The organism is Paraliobacillus quinghaiensis (genome assembly GCF_003426025.1).
In the GTDB taxonomy this organism is placed as follows: Bacteria; Bacillota; Bacilli; order Bacillales; family Amphibacillaceae; genus Paraliobacillus_A; species Paraliobacillus_A quinghaiensis.
This window is the reverse complement of record NZ_QJSH01000007.1, coordinates 81,949-99,160: the sequence shown is the minus strand read 5'-3', so window position 1 is coordinate 99,160 and position 17,212 is coordinate 81,949. Positions and strand designations below refer to the sequence as shown.

The 17,212-nt window shown below is 35.0% G+C and carries 12 protein-coding genes and 1 pseudogene; 6 read left to right on the top strand and 7 right to left on the bottom strand.

Annotation, left to right across the window (positions count from 1 at the left end; translation table 11 throughout):
• Window positions 1-3 precede the first annotated feature (3 nt).
• Window positions 4-906: an ABC transporter ATP-binding protein gene (locus D2K40_RS06700; protein ID WP_188618800.1), complete on the top strand. Its 903-nt coding sequence runs from the start codon at window positions 4-6 to the stop codon at window positions 904-906.
• Window positions 906-1,679, top strand: coding sequence for an ABC transporter permease (locus tag D2K40_RS06695; protein WP_117154210.1), 774 nt, complete (start codon window positions 906-908; stop codon window positions 1,677-1,679). Before D2K40_RS06700 ends, D2K40_RS06695 begins: the two co-directional genes overlap by 1 nt.
• 40 nt (window positions 1,680-1,719) lie before the next feature.
• On the opposite strand, the gene D2K40_RS06690 is transcribed toward D2K40_RS06695, so the two are convergent.
• The 6 genes and pseudogenes from D2K40_RS06690 to D2K40_RS06665 all read right to left on the bottom strand — a co-directional run bounded on the left by D2K40_RS06690 (window position 1,720) and on the right by D2K40_RS06665 (window position 8,861).
• Window positions 1,720-2,301 (bottom strand): DUF421 domain-containing protein, encoded by a 582-nt coding sequence (locus D2K40_RS06690; protein ID WP_117154208.1) that lies wholly within the window; start codon window positions 2,299-2,301, stop codon window positions 1,720-1,722.
• Window positions 2,302-2,587: 286 nt separating this feature from the next.
• Entirely contained in the window at window positions 2,588-4,072 is a 1,485-nt protein-coding gene (locus D2K40_RS06685; protein WP_117154206.1) for a hypothetical protein, read from the bottom strand.
• Window positions 4,073-4,088: 16 nt separating this feature from the next.
• Window positions 4,089-4,477 (bottom strand): annotated as a pseudogene (gene tnpA, locus D2K40_RS06680) (IS200/IS605 family transposase); the annotation flags it as partial.
• Window positions 4,478-4,739: 262 nt separating this feature from the next.
• Window positions 4,740-5,588, bottom strand: coding sequence for a dimethylarginine dimethylaminohydrolase family protein (locus D2K40_RS06675; RefSeq protein ID WP_308422898.1), 849 nt, complete (start codon window positions 5,586-5,588; stop codon window positions 4,740-4,742).
• Between the two features lie 45 nt (window positions 5,589-5,633).
• On the bottom strand, window positions 5,634-6,419 hold the full coding sequence (locus D2K40_RS06670; protein ID WP_117154295.1) for a ComEC/Rec2 family competence protein: 786 nt from the start codon (window positions 6,417-6,419) through the stop codon (window positions 5,634-5,636).
• 321 nt (window positions 6,420-6,740) lie between these two features.
• Complete coding sequence (locus D2K40_RS06665; RefSeq protein WP_117154201.1) at window positions 6,741-8,861, bottom strand: ATP-dependent Clp protease ATP-binding subunit; 2,121 nt, start codon at window positions 8,859-8,861, stop codon at window positions 6,741-6,743.
• Window positions 8,862-9,159: 298 nt separating this feature from the next.
• Here D2K40_RS06665 and D2K40_RS06660 point away from each other — a divergent pair, with 298 nt between their 5' ends.
• The gene (locus D2K40_RS06660) at window positions 9,160-9,957 is read left to right on the top strand and encodes an HAD family hydrolase (RefSeq protein WP_117154199.1); all 798 of its coding nucleotides are present in this window, start codon (window positions 9,160-9,162) and stop codon (window positions 9,955-9,957) included.
• Window positions 9,958-10,097: 140 nt separating this feature from the next.
• Here the strand turns inward: D2K40_RS06660 and mbcS are convergent, their stop codons facing one another.
• Window positions 10,098-11,675 (bottom strand): acyl-CoA synthetase MbcS, encoded by a 1,578-nt coding sequence (mbcS, locus tag D2K40_RS06655; protein ID WP_117154197.1) that lies wholly within the window; start codon window positions 11,673-11,675, stop codon window positions 10,098-10,100.
• A 324-nt stretch (window positions 11,676-11,999) separates the two neighbouring features.
• On the opposite strand from mbcS, the gene D2K40_RS06650 reads away from it, so the two are divergent.
• The 3 genes from D2K40_RS06650 to D2K40_RS06640 all read left to right on the top strand — a co-directional run bounded on the left by D2K40_RS06650 (window position 12,000) and on the right by D2K40_RS06640 (window position 17,153).
• Window positions 12,000-13,376 carry a tetratricopeptide repeat protein gene (locus D2K40_RS06650; RefSeq protein WP_117154195.1) on the top strand — a complete coding sequence of 459 codons (1,377 nt, stop codon included), beginning with the start codon at window positions 12,000-12,002 and terminating at the stop codon, window positions 13,374-13,376.
• 39 nt (window positions 13,377-13,415) lie between these two features.
• Window positions 13,416-14,945 (top strand): Ppx/GppA family phosphatase, encoded by a 1,530-nt coding sequence (locus D2K40_RS06645; protein WP_117154193.1) that lies wholly within the window; start codon window positions 13,416-13,418, stop codon window positions 14,943-14,945.
• 114 nt (window positions 14,946-15,059) lie between these two features.
• Entirely contained in the window at window positions 15,060-17,153 is a 2,094-nt protein-coding gene (locus tag D2K40_RS06640; RefSeq protein WP_117154191.1) for an RNA degradosome polyphosphate kinase, read from the top strand.
• The last annotated feature ends 59 nt before the right edge of the window (window positions 17,154-17,212 follow it).

Here is a 17,212-nt window from a genome sequence, read left to right as displayed (position 1 = left end):
CCCATGTTCAACATTCACAATTTAACGAAGAAATTTGATGGAACCGCTGTTGTAAAAGACGTTTCCTTCTCGCTAAGTCCGGGTAATTGTGTTGCACTACTAGGTGCAAACGGTGCTGGGAAAACAACCACTCTACGAATGCTTTCAGGGCTATTAAAACCGACAAGTGGAAAAATTGAATTTGAAGGTATGAGACCAGGTGCTGATATTCGCGAACATATTGGTTATTTACCCCAATATCCAATTTTTCATAATTGGATGACAGGTAAGGAATTTCTAGTCTATGTCGGACAACTTGCAAATTTAACTAAAGCGAATGCAAAAGAGCAAGCAGACTACTATTTAGAACGTGTTGGTATACTTGAAGCTAAAAACCAACGCATTGGGAAATACTCTGGCGGAATGAAGCAACGGCTTGGTATTGCCCAGGCAATGATTCATCGCCCACAAATGATTATGCTTGATGAACCCGTTTCATCACTTGATCCAATTGGTCGTCGTGAGGTTCTTACATTAATGGAAGAATTAAAACAACAGACAACAATTCTGTTTTCCACCCATATCTTAAGTGATGCGGAAGAAATTAGTGATTCTTTACTACTAATGCACCAAGGTGAAATCGTTGAGTCTGGTTCCCTAGTTGAACTGCGCGATAAACATCAATCAGCTAAAATTAATATTGCTTTTAAAGGATTAAATGAAGAGTTTATCCCTAACCTAGAAGCAATCTCTGATGTTTCAGATGTGATTATAGACAAAAATGAACTAATTTGCATTGTAAAGGATCTTGAAAAAGCTAGACAAAGCATCCTAGCGCAAGCCAATACAGAAAACTGGCCATTAACAAAATTTGAAGTCAGTCAAACATCGCTAGAAGAACTATTTATGAAGGTGGTGCAGAACTAATGCAATGGCTTACGATTTACAAAAAAGAAATGCTCGAGTACTGGCGTAATTTCAGCTGGGTTTGGGTACCAGTTGTTTTCATATTACTTGCGATAATGGATCCATTAACTACCTATTACATGCCAATTATTCTTGATAAAGTTGGTGGCTTACCTGATGGTGCAGTTATTGAGTTGCCTCAAATGGCTGCTACTGACGTGTTAATGATGAGCTTAAGTGAATTTAGTTCCATTGGTGTAATAATAATTGTAGCAATAACAATGGGAATTATTGCTGGTGAACGGAAAAGTGGTGTAGTAGAACTTGTGTTAGTCAAACCGGTTCGTTATGCCAATTATATCTCCAGTAAATGGGCTGCAAAACTAACGCTGATTTTGGTATCTTATACGATTGCACTTTTAACAAGCTGGTATTATGTCAGCATATTATTTGAGGAAATCGCTCTCCTAGCGTTCGTTCAAACACTAAGTTTTTATGCATTATGGTTAATTCTAGTTGTTACAATTACAATTTTCTATAATACGCTACTAAAAACACCTGGTTTAGTAGGTGCACTATCTGTAGGTACAATAATAGGGATGACAGCAATTAACGCGATTTTTTCACATAAATTAACCTGGTTTCCTAATAACTTAAGCAGTTATATTAGGCAGCTCTTGCATACTGGTGAAATTCCAACCGCTTTATGGGGCACATCTTTTGTAACTATTAGTCTAATTGTCGCTTTACTATTTTTATCATTTTACACTTTCCAAAAGAAAGAATTAGCATAATTAGAAGAACCCCCACGAAGGGTTCTTTTTTTTGCTTCAATTATTCTAAATCATCACGATTAGGAGGCTGATGCTGTTTATTTATAACCTCGTAAAAGAGGCCTCCATCCTTATCGGGAGATTGATTTTGTTGATTAATCATTAATCCCATCAATTTCTTAAACTCTCCAATTGTTAATGGTTTTGCATCTGGCTTTAGTTCATAGCCCAATTGTCCGTTTGGTTCTATTGTTGCATTTTTTATATCAGAGATATTAGAAATTCCTTTTTGCCTTATATGCATTTCTAATTTATCAACTGTGAATCGTAGTTTTTTTAAATTCTTTAAGTTTAATTGTCCATTTTCAATAACTGGCATCGCTTTTCCAGTTATTAATTTTTCTAATGGATTAAACTTTACCTGAAGGTATTCAATAATAATAAGGACTATTATAAAAATAGCAACTGTAACGATTGTTTTAATTATGCTATCTTCTATAATCGGTTGAACAATTACTGATCCGATCGAGATCATCACAATTGTGGTTGTAACAGTCATTTGGACTAGAGACTTACGACCAGAAAGCCTAAGAAGGAGAAATCCCGTAAGTATCATTACAATCGCTTCCCACATAAAATCCATAATATTACATCCTTTCACAAAGTATATATTTACTAATATCCTCAGTACTGACAACTCCCACAGCTAAAGCAATGGGGTTCTAAGGTACTTGCAGGCTTCTCAATGGTGTCTTATCTTTTCTTTCAGAAAGACTTTTCACCAAAGTACTGACTTGCTTTCTCCTAAAACATTAACGGACGTATTGCGTATAGCAATGCACCTCTCTCAACAAGCCTTATAGACTCTTGATATGCTTTTCGTTCCGACTTCTATTGGACGTTATCATGACCAATCAGGTTTATAATTATTATGCGACAAACCATCGCAATGTTTTACTTTGAGCTTTTTTTAAATAGTTCACTTCAATGTTTTGCAGTTTTACAAATTCATCCCATTTTGTGTTGCATAAATCCACATCTACAGCATTAAGTGTTTTAGTTGTATTGCATATTAAAAAGGCACTATATAAATCACGTTGGATGCGAACATCTCCAAACACATTCCAACGCTCCGAAAGTTGTTTTTTACTATATTCTTTTGTTATGTGGTTGAATTGACTAGCTTTTGTTGCATACGTATCTATTTTCTTTAAAGATCGATTTTGATAACTCAGTTTTCGATCAATTATTGTTAACAACATTGCAGGAGCCCGTTTAGCTATTGATTTGCCAAATCTTTTCTTACAATTGATTTTGCCATTTTTCTTATTACGTGTAGGATTTTTTGCTCGTTTTTGCAGCGATTGAAACCGCATGGTTTCAACACGAACATCAGAACCAAAGGAAAGAATCACATTAGCTAATTTCTCATGTGACATTTTGCGTTGAACGGTGATTTTGCGATAAATTTCTTTTCTTTTTTTTCGTAGTTCTTCGTATTTTTTAGAGTATATCCAATTTAGTTTACCTTTTTTAATTGTCCCATTTTCATTAAAATTGTTTGGATTCATACTTCTCTTAGACCTATCCATTTTCCGTTGGATCCGCCTCAATTCTTTTTCATTATATACACAATCTGGTGCAAGTTCTTGAAGTTTTACTTGATCTTCACTACATATGGCAATAGTAGACGTGCCAATATCTAATCCGACCCGTTTTGTTTCATCATTACAAATCTTACGATTTTTTTTCTGAGGTGGATAACCTTCTTGAATAAGTTGGACAAAGTATCGCACTTTCCCACGAACTTCACGTTTTAATATACGAACATACTTCGTTTTATCCATTAAAGCTAAGTCTGCGTATTCATCGTTAGGTTTCGGTGAAATAGGCATCAAAAGCCAGTTTTTAGGTTTAGGATTTTTCTTTGTTGGTTTGTCTCCCCAAAGGATAGCACCTTCTGAATACCTCAATCCAGTCTTATTCGATTTATTTTCAACTGAAATGTTATCCGTCATTTTTTTAAAATGAACCTTTTTTGATTTACCGAAATGAAGTTTTTCAACAGTTTGAAAGCTCCTGGTAGCAAGTTTTTGTGCTTCAAGACTTCCGATATGTTCCTTGAACTTATTTTGAACAGACTTCACAAAGTTATGTGTTCCATATTCAGAGAAACCATAATTTTCTCGAATATTTGAGAGTTTTTTATCACGATTTTTGGATTTTGGTTGTTTAAGGAGTTTGAGATATACTTTATCGGATTTTACTGCTTGATGTCTTTTTAAAACTTCACCTAGGCAAGAATTATAAACCATTCGTGCGATCTTGAATTTCTTTTCGAGCCGATGTTGTTGCCAAACCGGTATATGAAGAGGAAACTCAATCGTATAAGTTGGTCCTGTTTTTCTTGCCATAGGTTTCGGCTCCTTTCTAATTTCTTTTCTTTTGATTTTCAACGTATTGTTTTATCGTTTCACTTGAGACATTTCCAGCAGTGGAAACAAAATACGAACGCGTCCAAAGACTCTGCAAATGTTTAAGGTGAGGAAATTCTTTCCTTAGATTTTCGAAGTTTATCCCTTAATTTTCGCCATAATGGCTGAAGGGCTTAGTTTGGGTAGTGCGTTAAGAAACATATGGGTATGGTCCTTATCACACTCGATAGCAACAACTTGTATATCTTCACATACTTCTTGTACTAATTCTTTAAAACGTTTTTCTACATCTGACCGAAGAAAAATTTTTCTTCTATAACGAGGACAGAATACGAAATGATAGTTTAATAACGAAACAGTTGTATTGGTTCTTCTATATTCATTTCATGTATATAATTTTATCAATTTAAACAATAAGCTACAACAAATAACACAAATAATAGCAAATTATTTAAATACTAGAAGATAAATCTTTTAATAGTTAGTGGCATTCCGTATTTAACCTCACTATCATCCCATGCCTAAAGGTGCTGGGCTTTCTCGTTCGGAAAATCTGTAAAAAATATATGTGTAACCACAAGAATTTCTGAAACTCCGTCAATAAAAAAACGCTTGGATCATATTAATCCAAACGTTTTCAAGTAAATTAAGTTCTTACTAATGGCAATGTACAACACCTAAAAGAACCACCAGATTTAATAATCTCATTAAATTCTACTTCAATAACCTCAAAACCTAACCCTCTTAGCTGTTTATTTACTTCGTTATTTTCTGGAAGGCTGATAATCTTCTTATCACCAATCGACAATACATTTGTCCCTAAAGTAAACTGTTCTTCATCATTGACTTCAATTAACTGATAATGTTTTTTTAATTTTTGTAAATCTAAATCCGTGAATGCTTTTGGATAGACAAGTGCCAATTCAGGTGAAATACAATTAAATGCACAATCTAAGTGTAAAATCCTTTCAGCAATCGGCAACTCGATAACTTGATAATTCGGCAACAATGCTCTTAGTGCATCAATAGCCTCAAAAGTAGTTCGGTCACTTACACCAACCCAAACCTTATCTCCATCAACGATCACGTCTCCACCTTCAATTGAATCTTGGGCAAAGGATTTGTATTCAATTCCTTGTTCATGTAAAACTTCCTTTAGTTGACCAACTTCAGGCAACCTAATTTTATCACCCATCATAGCTGTAAAAAGTGTCTTTCCAATACAAAAGCCGATATCCCTCGTAAAAACTTGTTCATGTAAATGGCTTTGCGGCAAAACTTCCATGACCTCAATATCATGTTCTTTTAACACTTGTACGAATCCATCATGCTGTTTAGTAGCAATTTCAGAATCAATATTCTCTGTCTCATAATGTTTCTGCGTTTCATTAATAATTTTACCGATTTTCATATGAGCAGGTGAACACACGATTACTTTCTGAAGTACATCATACTCTGTATTACATAGCACATTTTCCTGTGAATCAGTTTGCACAAGAATGACCTCCCTTTTGTCTCTTTTTATCTATTATACCAGAAATTAATGTATAGGTTTGCTGATTAGTCTTCCAACTCCTAAAACATCAATACTATAATCCTCACCATCCGTTGTAATAACTATATCTCCAGCTTTAGCTGTGGAATAAATTGTGGCACCTACATCCAATAACTTATCAACTGTTATCCCTACAGGATGACCGTATGTGTTATCTCTTCCGTAAGATAATATGGCTACTTCCGGATCAACTGCTTGTAGAAATGCGTAAGAACTTGATGTATCAGAACCGTGATGTGCTACTTTCAATATTTCAGAATCAACATCTGTTCGTTGCATTATTTTTATTTCTTGTTTTCTTTCTACATCGCTCATTAACAAAAAATCAACAGAACCGTATGTTAAGGATAAAGCTAAGGATGATTGATTGTTGGTTTTAAATAACGAGTTAGCGTTTAAGACTTTTAACGAGACCTGATTGTTATGCCCAAAAGTTATTAACGTATCAACCTCTACAATCTTCAATGGAATGCTTTTTTTATTAATTTTGCGAAAGTAGCGATGGTATGTTCTTGTATAATAAAATTTTCCAGTGTCCCAAATCTCATTAATTGAAAAGTGATCGAGTACGTTAAGTAAACCACCAATATGATCGATATCTGGATGGGTAGCAACTAATAAATCAATATCCTTTATCTTTTGTTGCTTTAAATAAGTAATAACTTTTTCACTTGCATCAGGTGGGCCACCATCAATTAAAATATACTCTTTGGTTGGTGTTTCGATTAAAATACTGTCTCCCTGACCGACGTTAATAAAATGAACAGTCATTTTCTGTTCAGCTGCAGCTAAATCTGTATTGGTTAAAAAGATAAAAATAAATAAAATGAAATAAATGCTATTTTTTTTAATTATATTAACCTCCCAGCAAAAAAGTATCTCTTTTATTTTGCTGTTCAATTGAAAAATTATTACAAAGAAAACTTGGATAGCACCAAGCCTTCTGGCGCCGGTGATTGCCTAGTTGCACTTATACTGATTCCCTAAAAATTTTTACTACGTTGACTATTCATCCATGCTAAAATTTTATGCTTTCCTATCAGTGCAAAAAAACACGACATCAGGATTGATGTCGTGTTTTATTTGTATAAATTAATTTCCCTTTTTCACTTGAATCTCATCATTAACAAGCTCTACATTGATAGTAGCAATATCATCTTCTTCTAATAACAAGTCTGTGATCCCATCTTCGACAGTATCTTGGATTACACGACGTAGTGGACGAGCACCAAACCTTGGATCATAGCCTTTGTCAGCTAAATACTGTTTTGCTTCATCTGACACTGTGATCGTGTAGCCTTGCTCTTTTACGTTTTCTTCTAGTTCATTTAACATAATATCAACAATTTGAACAAGATCTTGTTGTTGTAACTCGTTAAATGGAATAATCGCGTCAAAACGATTTAAAAATTCTGGTTTGAAATAATCACTTAACATTTCCAACGTAGAAACTGCTTCATTGTTATCACTGTTAAAACCTACACTTACATTTTTCACACCAGTTCCAGCATTGCTTGTCATGATAATAACTGTATCCTTGAAGCTAACAGTACGTCCATGACTATCTGTTAGGTGACCATCTTCCATAATTTGCAGGAACATGTGCTGTACATCAGGATGCGCTTTTTCAATTTCATCCAATAGAATTAAGCTATACGGATTACGTCGAACACGTTCTGTTAACTGTCCTGCTTCTTCATGTCCAACATATCCTGGTGGTGAACCAATAATCTTAGAGACAGCATGCTTCTCCATATATTCACTCATATCAAGACGAATATGTGACTCTTTTGTACCAAATAGCTCTTCTGCTAACACTTTTGTTAGCTCTGTTTTACCTACACCAGTCGGTCCTACAAATAAGAATGAACCAATTGGGCGATGTTTTGATTTCAACCCTGCACGGCTTCTACGTACTGCTTTTGAAACTTTTTGTACGGCATTTTCTTGTCCAATTACTCTTTCACCTAAGGTTTCTGCAAGATGTTTCATTTTTGACTGTTCATCAGCTTGAATTTTACGCACTGGAATGCCTGTTTTTTCTTCAATAATCAATTGAATATCTTCTACTGTAACTGACACTTTTGATTCATCTGTTGAATCATTTAATTTTTTCTCTAACAGAACCTCTTGATGTCTTAAATTAGCGGCACGCTCATAGTCTTCTTTTTCAGCCGCTTCTTCTTTTTCTTTTGCAATCTCATCAATACGTTGCTGTAGGGATTCTTTGTCTGAATCATCATTAGCTAGATTCAAACGTGCACCCGCTTCATCCATCAAATCAATTGCTTTATCTGGTAAGAAGCGATCTTGCAAGTAGCGTTTTGATAAGGTAACAGCACCCTCAATTGCTTCATCTGTATAAGAAACATGATGGAAAGCTTCATAACGATCTTGTAATCCTTGTAAAATTAATACCGCTTCATCAACAGATGGTTCTTTTACCATAATTGGTTGGAAACGACGCTCTAAAGCTGCATCCTTTTCAATTTGACGGTACTCTTTTAATGTTGTTGCACCAACAAGTTGCAACTCGCCTCTTGCTAGCGCAGGTTTTAAGATATTACCTGCATCCATTTGTGAGCCTTCAGCTGTACCTGCACCTACTAATAAGTGAATTTCGTCAACAAAAAGGATCACATTTTTACGTTGTTGCAGTTCTGAAACGAGTTGTTTCATTCGCTCTTCAAATTGACCACGGACACCCGTGTTTGCAACCAGTGATGCGACATCTAATAAATAAATTTCCTTATTCATTAGTTTTGATGGTACCTTACCTTCAGCAATTTTAAGTGCTAAACCTTCTGCAATTGCTGTTTTACCAACACCCGGTTCCCCAATTAGTACGGGGTTATTTTTGTTTCTTCTATTTAATGTTTCCATTACACGTTTTACTTCTTTTTCACGACCGATTACTGGGTCGATAATACCGGCCTTTGCTGCATGTGATAAATTACTTCCAAGCTCGTCTAACAAGCCACCATCTTGTTTGTTGCTATTTTGTTCTCCTCCATTTTGTGTTGCACCAGAGAAGAAGTCTTCAAAACCTTGTGCTCCTTGATTTTGTCCTCCAAACATACCTGAAGGATTTTTTGCCTTTTGCTGTATCTCTTTAAAACATGTTTGACAAACATGCATCTCTTGCATTTGGTTATTAAATCGAAGGGCAACATTAATATTCGCTGGACGAATGCCACAATTTTGACATTTCATTTTTTCTTCCTCCTTCAATTGGATAAGTAAGTTTAATTAGGTCAAGAATTTAAGGACTATAGAATAAGATCGTCCTTGTCGTATAGCACCTTCATGGCTTTTGGCGATACCTTGACTATCTTTGACCTTTAACCATATTATACTTTGACTATCTTTGACTTTCAAGTTTTTTGCTTATAATTTTTTAAATACATTCGCACTAAGTCGTAATCTTAATATAATCTGAACACCTAATTTACTGTTCATTAATATTCAGGTGTTATGATTGACTTACAATTTCAACTAGGAGGCCAAATACATGAATATACGAGCAATGTTTGTTGATATGGATGGTACACTGCTTACGCAATCAAATAAGATTTCTCAACGAAGTTTGGAAGCTATTAATAAGCTTAATAATCAAGGTGTAAAAGTTTTTTTAGCCACTGGACGACACTATGAAGTAACAGCTCCTTACCACAAAGAAATTGGATTGAGAACACCAATGATCTGCTTGAATGGTGCATCTATCCACGATGCATTAACCGGAAGTACTATGCAAATGAATACCGTCCAAGTGAACGATCAACGATTTCACGATTTAACCGCTTTAAATCCTTGTAATGTTATCATCCACACGGCAAATGGGATTTATTGCAAGGAGATCAATGAAGAGATCGATTATTGGACAAAAGTTGGGAAAATTCCACCACAGTATGTTGGTGATTTAAGAAACGCTAAGTATCAAGATGTATTGAAATATAGTGTTCGAACAGGTAAAACAAGTCCAGAGCTATCTGCTTTGTTTAAAAAGGAAGCAAAAGTTATCGATTGGAATGATGGATTTGAATTAATTGCACCTCATGTTTCAAAGTGGTCGGGAATCAAAACGTTGCTTAAAGCGTTTAGAATTAGTCCTAATGATGCTGTAGCAATAGGGGACGGACCCAATGATATCGAGATGCTTCGTCAGGTCGGAACTGGTGTGGCGATGGGGAACGCTAGTCTTGAGGTTAAAGTAGCAGCTGATTTTGTTACTGAACACCATGAAGAAGATGGCTTAGCAAAGTTTATTGAGCGCTATTTGCTTAAATCGGTTAAATCTTTTGTGGTATAGATTTTCTACACTATAATGAGAAATTTTATGCACAAAATTCAACAATAGAAGCAATTGCAATCCACCGTGATCCAAAAAAACACAAAAAAATAGAGAGGCGCTTTCTCCCTCTCCACTACAATATCCTCAATTACCCTTCCTTACACACCTAACATTTCTTGCTGGCGTAATTCAATACGGCGTATTTTTCCTGATGTTGTTTTAGGTAATTCCTTAATAAACTCTATCTTTCTTGGATATTTATATGGTGCTGTCATTTGCTTCACATGGTCTTGCAATGTTTTGACTAATCCTTCTTCGTTTTCATCAACATGCTCCTGTAAGACAATATATGCTTTTACCACATTCCCACGAATCTCATCTGGACTTGCGACAACTGCACATTCTTTTACGAGTTCATGTTTGACCAGTGCATCTTCCACTTCAAAAGGACCAATCGTATAGCCAGAGCTGACAATGATATCATCGCTACGACCTTCAAACCAGAAATAGCCTTCTTCATCCACTTTGGCTTGATCACCTGTAACAAAGTAGTTTCCGCGATGTGCTTTTTGCGTACGTGCTTCATCTTTATAATACCCTTTAAACAACGCTGGAGTATCTAACGGAATCGCGATATCTCCAACCTCGCCCATTGGTACGGGATTACAATCTTGATCTATTAAAACAACTGCATTTCCTGGTGTAGGTTTACCCATTGAACCTGCTTTTACTTTCATACCCTTCAGAAAACCCAATAGTAATGTGCTTTCTGTTTGACCATAGCCATCACGTACAGTTATATCAAAATGACGTTGAAACGTATCAATTACTTCTCGATTTAATGGTTCACCAGCTGAAACTGCACTATGCAATTCAGGCAATTGATAATCAGTTAAATTATCCACTTTTGCCATTAAACGATACTCTGTTGGTGTACAACATAATACATTGATTGCTTCATCCTGTAGTAGTTGTAAATATTTTTTAGGATCAAACTTACCGTTATAGACAAAACCCGTTGCACCTGAACCAAGTACAGAAAGCAGTGGACTCCAAACCCATTTCTGCCAACCTGGAGCAGCGGTTGCCCATACAATGTCACCTTCTTCAATACTCAGCCAGTTAGCTGGAGCAGTTCGAAGATGAGCATATCCCCAAGCGTGGGTATGCATAACACCTTTGGGATTTCCTGTTGTCCCTGAAGTATATGGCATGAAGGCAATATCATCACTATTTGTCTCAACGATCTCAAGTTGATCTGAAACTGACTCTTTTTGATGATCAATAAACGTCCAATCGTTCACTTCAGAACCAACTGTAAACTTTTTCAAAGTATCTAATTGTTCAATTTCATCAAACTGCTCCACAAATGGATAATGGCTTACAATCCCTTTTGCTTCTCCATGGGTAATCCGATATTGAATGTCTTTTGTTCGAAGCATTTCTGAACTTGGGATTAACACAATACCAGTTTTTAGAGCAGCTAAATAAACTTCATATGTTTCAATTAGTCGGGGCATCATGACGAGAATCTTATCACCTTTTTGCAAGCCACTTTCTAAGAATATATTTCCAATTTTATTTGCGTTTTTTAACAATTGTTGATACGTGATCCGTTCTTCTCTACCCTGATCATCTTGCCAGATTAAAGCAGTTCTTTCTGGACCTTGTGCATATTTCTCCATTTCCATTGCTATATTGTATATTTCCGGTGCAATTAAATCATGTTTATTCATAAGGTCACCCTTCTTTTTAGTAGTAGGTACTAATTACTTGTCATTATATCAGGTTTCAACTTTTATGAAAAGAGCCCCTCAAAAATTTACAAAATATTTGCAAAGTTTTGTTCACATAGTTATTTTTTTCATGCACTATAACTCTTTATTTTTCTGACACACTTATCAAATGAATTTGATACGCTAACCACTGCACACTTTATATCAAGTGCGAATATTTACAAAAATAGCCTTTTAAATAGAATCAATTGTGTTTAATGGTAGTTAAAGCAAAACAGTTGAAAGGTATGTTATGATAGAAGTACTTAAAGGAGGGCGATTTTTATGTATATTGAATTACAAGTCAACAAAAAAAACATTCATACTACTGTAACAAAATTATCTTTATATAAACAAAGTAAAATAATCGAGACGGTTGATCAAAACAATAATTACTTCTATCTTGTTTTTTACAAAGACCAGTATATTAATGGGGTAAAAGCAGATCATATCAAACTGGACTCTCATATCCATCAAGCTTTTACTAAAGGGATATCTGTTGCCAATGATCACCCAGTAATTGAGCCCTTAATTTCGAACCAACCATTTACATTAACGCGCTTTAACCAATTATATAAAAAATTACAGCAACACTACTCCCCGATTGAAACGGCATTGATCTTCACATTTTTTGATTCCTTTACCACTAAAGGTTCCACGATCAAACTTTTAAAGAAAACCTATTATGATTTCCGTAGAAATGGCAAAATGTTAAAATCCTATAAAACTCTACATATGTTAGCTGATCATGATGCTAATGATAAATTTGCTAAAGATATTCTTGGCAGTATGGAATTTCAACGCTTTGAAGAGCGCTATCAGAATGTAGATGAATTAATCCAAATAGATACAGACCACCTGGAGTCACTTTACTATCAACAAACAAATAGCCACGACTATTTTAACTCCCTAATACAGCTTTATAAGCTAGAGAAGCGTTGGATCGATCTGTTCATCGTCCAAACAAACATGCTAAAAGCTACCTTCGAAAAAACGCTATGGGAAGCGTTCCAACAATCACTTAAGACATTTACAGTAGGAGAACAAATCAACATATTATCTGACCTATATGAAGCCAACCCTCAACAGGAAGTGGAGGAGCTATTAACTACTAAGTTAATTGACTCTGCTAACCATTCTAAACTTGTTAAATTTCTACTTGAGCATAATTACAAGCCTACCGAGAAACAACTAGAAAAAATCATTGACCACCTTGCAGAAATTGATCCCAAGGTGCTAACTGATTATTTCAATGAGTCCAACCAACGCTTATTACAACTTTGTAGTAACGTCTCCACAAAACAAGCCGAAAAAATCATTACACCTTTTATTAAAGGTTTTTTACAAAATCATTCCATTACAGAAATTAAAAGGTGGTTTGAGCCTTTTCAAGTAGCAAATTATCATTTTCCAATTGAGCAAACACTAGATAAAATGAACCAATTGCAGGATGATCCTGATAATCAATACTCGCTAGGTGAGTTATACGCATCATTCGCCTTATATGAACAAGCGATTGACTGCTACAAGTGGGAAATTGAACTTGATCCATCGAGCGGAAAAGCGATGCAAGCTTTAGTTAAACTTTATAAAAAAACGGGTAATGATACAGAAGCAGAAAATTATCAAAACTTACTAATACAAACACAAAAATATGGATAATCTAACCCAAGTAAAATTAGAAATTAGGCAGGTGCTAACATGGAAAAAAACTATTACGCGATTATTGACATAGGATCCAACACAATTCGTTTAGTAATTTACCTACAAGAAAAAGCTGGACGATTACGTGAAGTAGAAAATGTCAAAACTTCTGCACGTCTCAGGGACCACTTGGATAGCGATGGGAGACTGACCAAAAAAGGTAGTGATATCCTGTTACACTCGCTCCATAATTTTGCTGACGTTATCGCTACCTATACGTTAGTTGATCTTGTATGTGTCGCAACAGCTACTATTCGCCAAGCAACCAATAACAATGAGTTAAAAAAACTAGTTAAAGAAGAACTAAACTGGGACATGCGTATCTTATCTGAACAAGAAGAAGCATTTTATGGTTATCTAGCAGTAGTAAATTCCACTTCAATTGAAGAAGGAATTACAATTGATATTGGTGGTGGTAGTACTGAGGTAACGTATTTCAAGGATCGTCAACTTATCCATGCACATAGCTTTCCATTTGGTACATTAACACTCCGCTCCTATTTAGAACAAGATGGTCAATCATTTGATAAGAACATGCAAGCATTACGGAGATTTCTCAAGGAGCAGTTCCATTCATTACCATGGCTTAGTCAAAAGAATGTTCCTTTAATCGGGATTGGTGGCAGTGCTCGTAATTTAGTTCAGATTGACCAAAATCAAAAAGCTTATCCATTAGCAGGATTACATCAATATAAGATGGATGATAGTGATATTGCGGGCGTAAGTAACTATCTCTCTTCCCTATCTTTCAAAAAGTTACAAAAAGTTGAAGGGTTATCAAAAGATAGATCTGACATTATCATACCTGCAATTGAAGCCTTTCATAGCCTATATCAAACAATAGAAGCGGATTGCTTTATCTTAAGTAGGAAAGGATTACGTGATGGTGTTTTCTATGAAATATTATCCCAGGACAGAGGTACCCTTCTGTTTCCTAATGTTTTAGAAGATAGTATTCAGGAACTTATCAATGATTATGATCTTAATACAAAACAAATTATGCATGTACAATTTTTAACACGACAGTTATTTAATAATCTAAAAACAGCTGGTATAAAATCATTATCAAAAAAAGATTGGTTCTTATTAAAGCGGGCAAGCTATGTTTATAATTTAGGTGACTATATTGATTCTGAGTCAAGTTCTCAGCATACTTTCTACTTATTAGCTAATCGCACGATTGATGGGTTAATGCACATTGATCGCTTACAAATTGCATTAATTGCTTCTTTTAAAAACAAAATGGTCTTCAAGCAATTTATAGAACCATACAAAGACTGGTTTTTAAAACAAGAACGAAAAAGACTACAACTGTTAGGTGCTCTGTTGAAGTTCACATATTGTTTAGATGCAACTAAAAGACAAGTAGTACAGGATTTTGATTTGGATATTAAATCAGATACCTTATACCTAACATTTTATTGCAACCAAAATTCAATGCCAGAAGCCTATCAAAGTGAAAAGCAGAAAAAACACCTAGAAAAAGCTCTAAGTAAATCAATTGAGCTTCGTTTTATCACAAATTAAATAATTTTCATCAATATTTTTATACCTTCAGACAAAAACTTAACATAAACCCAACTCTCTTTTCGTTTTGTTTCTCAAAAAATGGGAAGAGAGTTTATTTAAAGGATGGGAAAAATGTCTACATCAGACTATCAAGATAAATTAGATAGCTACATTTTTTTTAATAATCGAGAGCTAAGCTGGCTTTCATTTAATAAACGTGTATTAGAAGAAGCAATCGATCACTCAAATCCATTATTAGAAAGGTTACGCTTTTTAGCAATTTTCAGCTCAAATTTAGATGAATTTTTTATGGTGCGCGTTGCGGGGTTAAAGGACCAAGTACGTGCAGGTTTCAACAAGAAAGACAGTAAAGCAGGTCTTACACCGAAACAACAACTCACTCATATTTCCGAAAGAAACCACAAGTTAGTACAAAGACAGTATAAACTGTATGGAGAATTACTAAATACACTAAACAAAGAGGGTATAGCAATTGTCTCTATTGATGCCCTCTCTCTCCAGCAAAAAGAAACCATTGAAAAATATTTTGATGATCATATATTTCCAGTGTTAACACCAATGGCACTCGATGCTTATCGTACATTTCCAATGTTATTAAATAAATCGATCAATATCGCAGTTGTTCTAGAGGAAGATACTGTATCTGATTCATCTGTAAAAACAGCAATTGTACAAGTTCCAGCCCTCTTGAACCGCTTTGTTCGTATAGATGATACCAATCATTATATTTTATTAGAAGATATTATTTCTTGCTTTATTGATAAGTTTTTTAAAGGGTATCATGTTCGTTCTAAGACTACATTTCGTATCACTCGGAATGCAGATATGACAATTCATGAAGAAGGTGCTAGAGATTTATTAAAAGAAATTGAAAAAGAGTTAAAAAAACGAAAGTGGGGTGCAGCAGTTCGCTTAGAAGTAGCAAACAATGATTATGATCAACAAATTGTTGATTTATTACTATACGTGTTAGAAATTCATAAGAATGATTTGTATGTGCTAGATGGACCACTTGATCTCACTTTTCTTTTTGACTTTTACAAGAAGTTGGCACCTGAGTATGACTCACTCATGTATGAGACACTGATGCCACAACCTACCAGAGAAATATCTAGTAATGAATCAGTATTCGATGTAGCAAAACGAAAAGATATTTTCTTACATCACCCATATGAATCATTCGAAGTAGTCGTAGATCTTATTCGAGAAGCAGCAAATGATCCAAATGTACTTGCAATAAAACAGACCTTGTATCGTGTTAGTGGCCGTTCGCCTATCATTAAGGGCCTTATGCAAGCAGCTGAGAATGGGAAACAAGTTACTGTTTTGGTAGAACTGAAAGCACGGTTTGATGAAGAGAACAATGTACAATGGGCAAAAGAACTAGAAAAATCTGGTTGTCATGTAATCTACGGTATGAACGCTCTTAAAACACACAGTAAAATAACATTGGTAGTTCGTAAGTGTAAAAATCGCATCGAACGTTTTGTTCATTTAGGTACAGGAAATTATAATGACCAAACAGCTACTATCTATACAGATATGGGCATAATTACAACGAAGCGAAAATTTGGAATTGATGCAACAAATTTCTTTAACTATCTAAGTGGTTATACCGAAAAGCCTACGTTCCACCATCTATCAATGGCACCTTTTTCAATTAGAGAGGATATTATCGATTATATTAATCAAGAAATTACTTTCCATAAGAAGCGTGGAAATGGACGCATTGTGTTTAAAATGAATTCATTAACAGATAAACCCTTAATAATAAAATTATATGAAGCATCACAAGCTGGTGTAGAAATAGACTTAATTGTTCGGGGAATTTGTTGTTTAAAACCTGGTATACCAGGCGTTAGCGATAACATACGCGTGCGCAGTATTGTCGGACGCTTTTTAGAACATAGCCGAATTTACTATTTTAACAGCGATGGAGACAATCGCATCTTTCTTTCTTCTGCTGATTTAATGACACGGAATATGGTTAAGCGAGTAGAGTTAATGTTCCCAATTTATGAGGAAGAGATCAAGGAAAGGATAAAGGAAATTTTAGATATATCCTTACAAGATAACGTAAAAGTACGTGAACAAACATCTGATGGTGCATACCACTACGTTAAAGCCGAAGCAAATGAGAAGCGAATTAATAGCCAAATGCTTTTTTATGATATGGCCTATCAAGTCATGGATGATGAAGAATGAAAGCAATAGAAAAGACTAACATTCAACATGGAATGTTAGTCTTTTTGCATTGGCTTGAA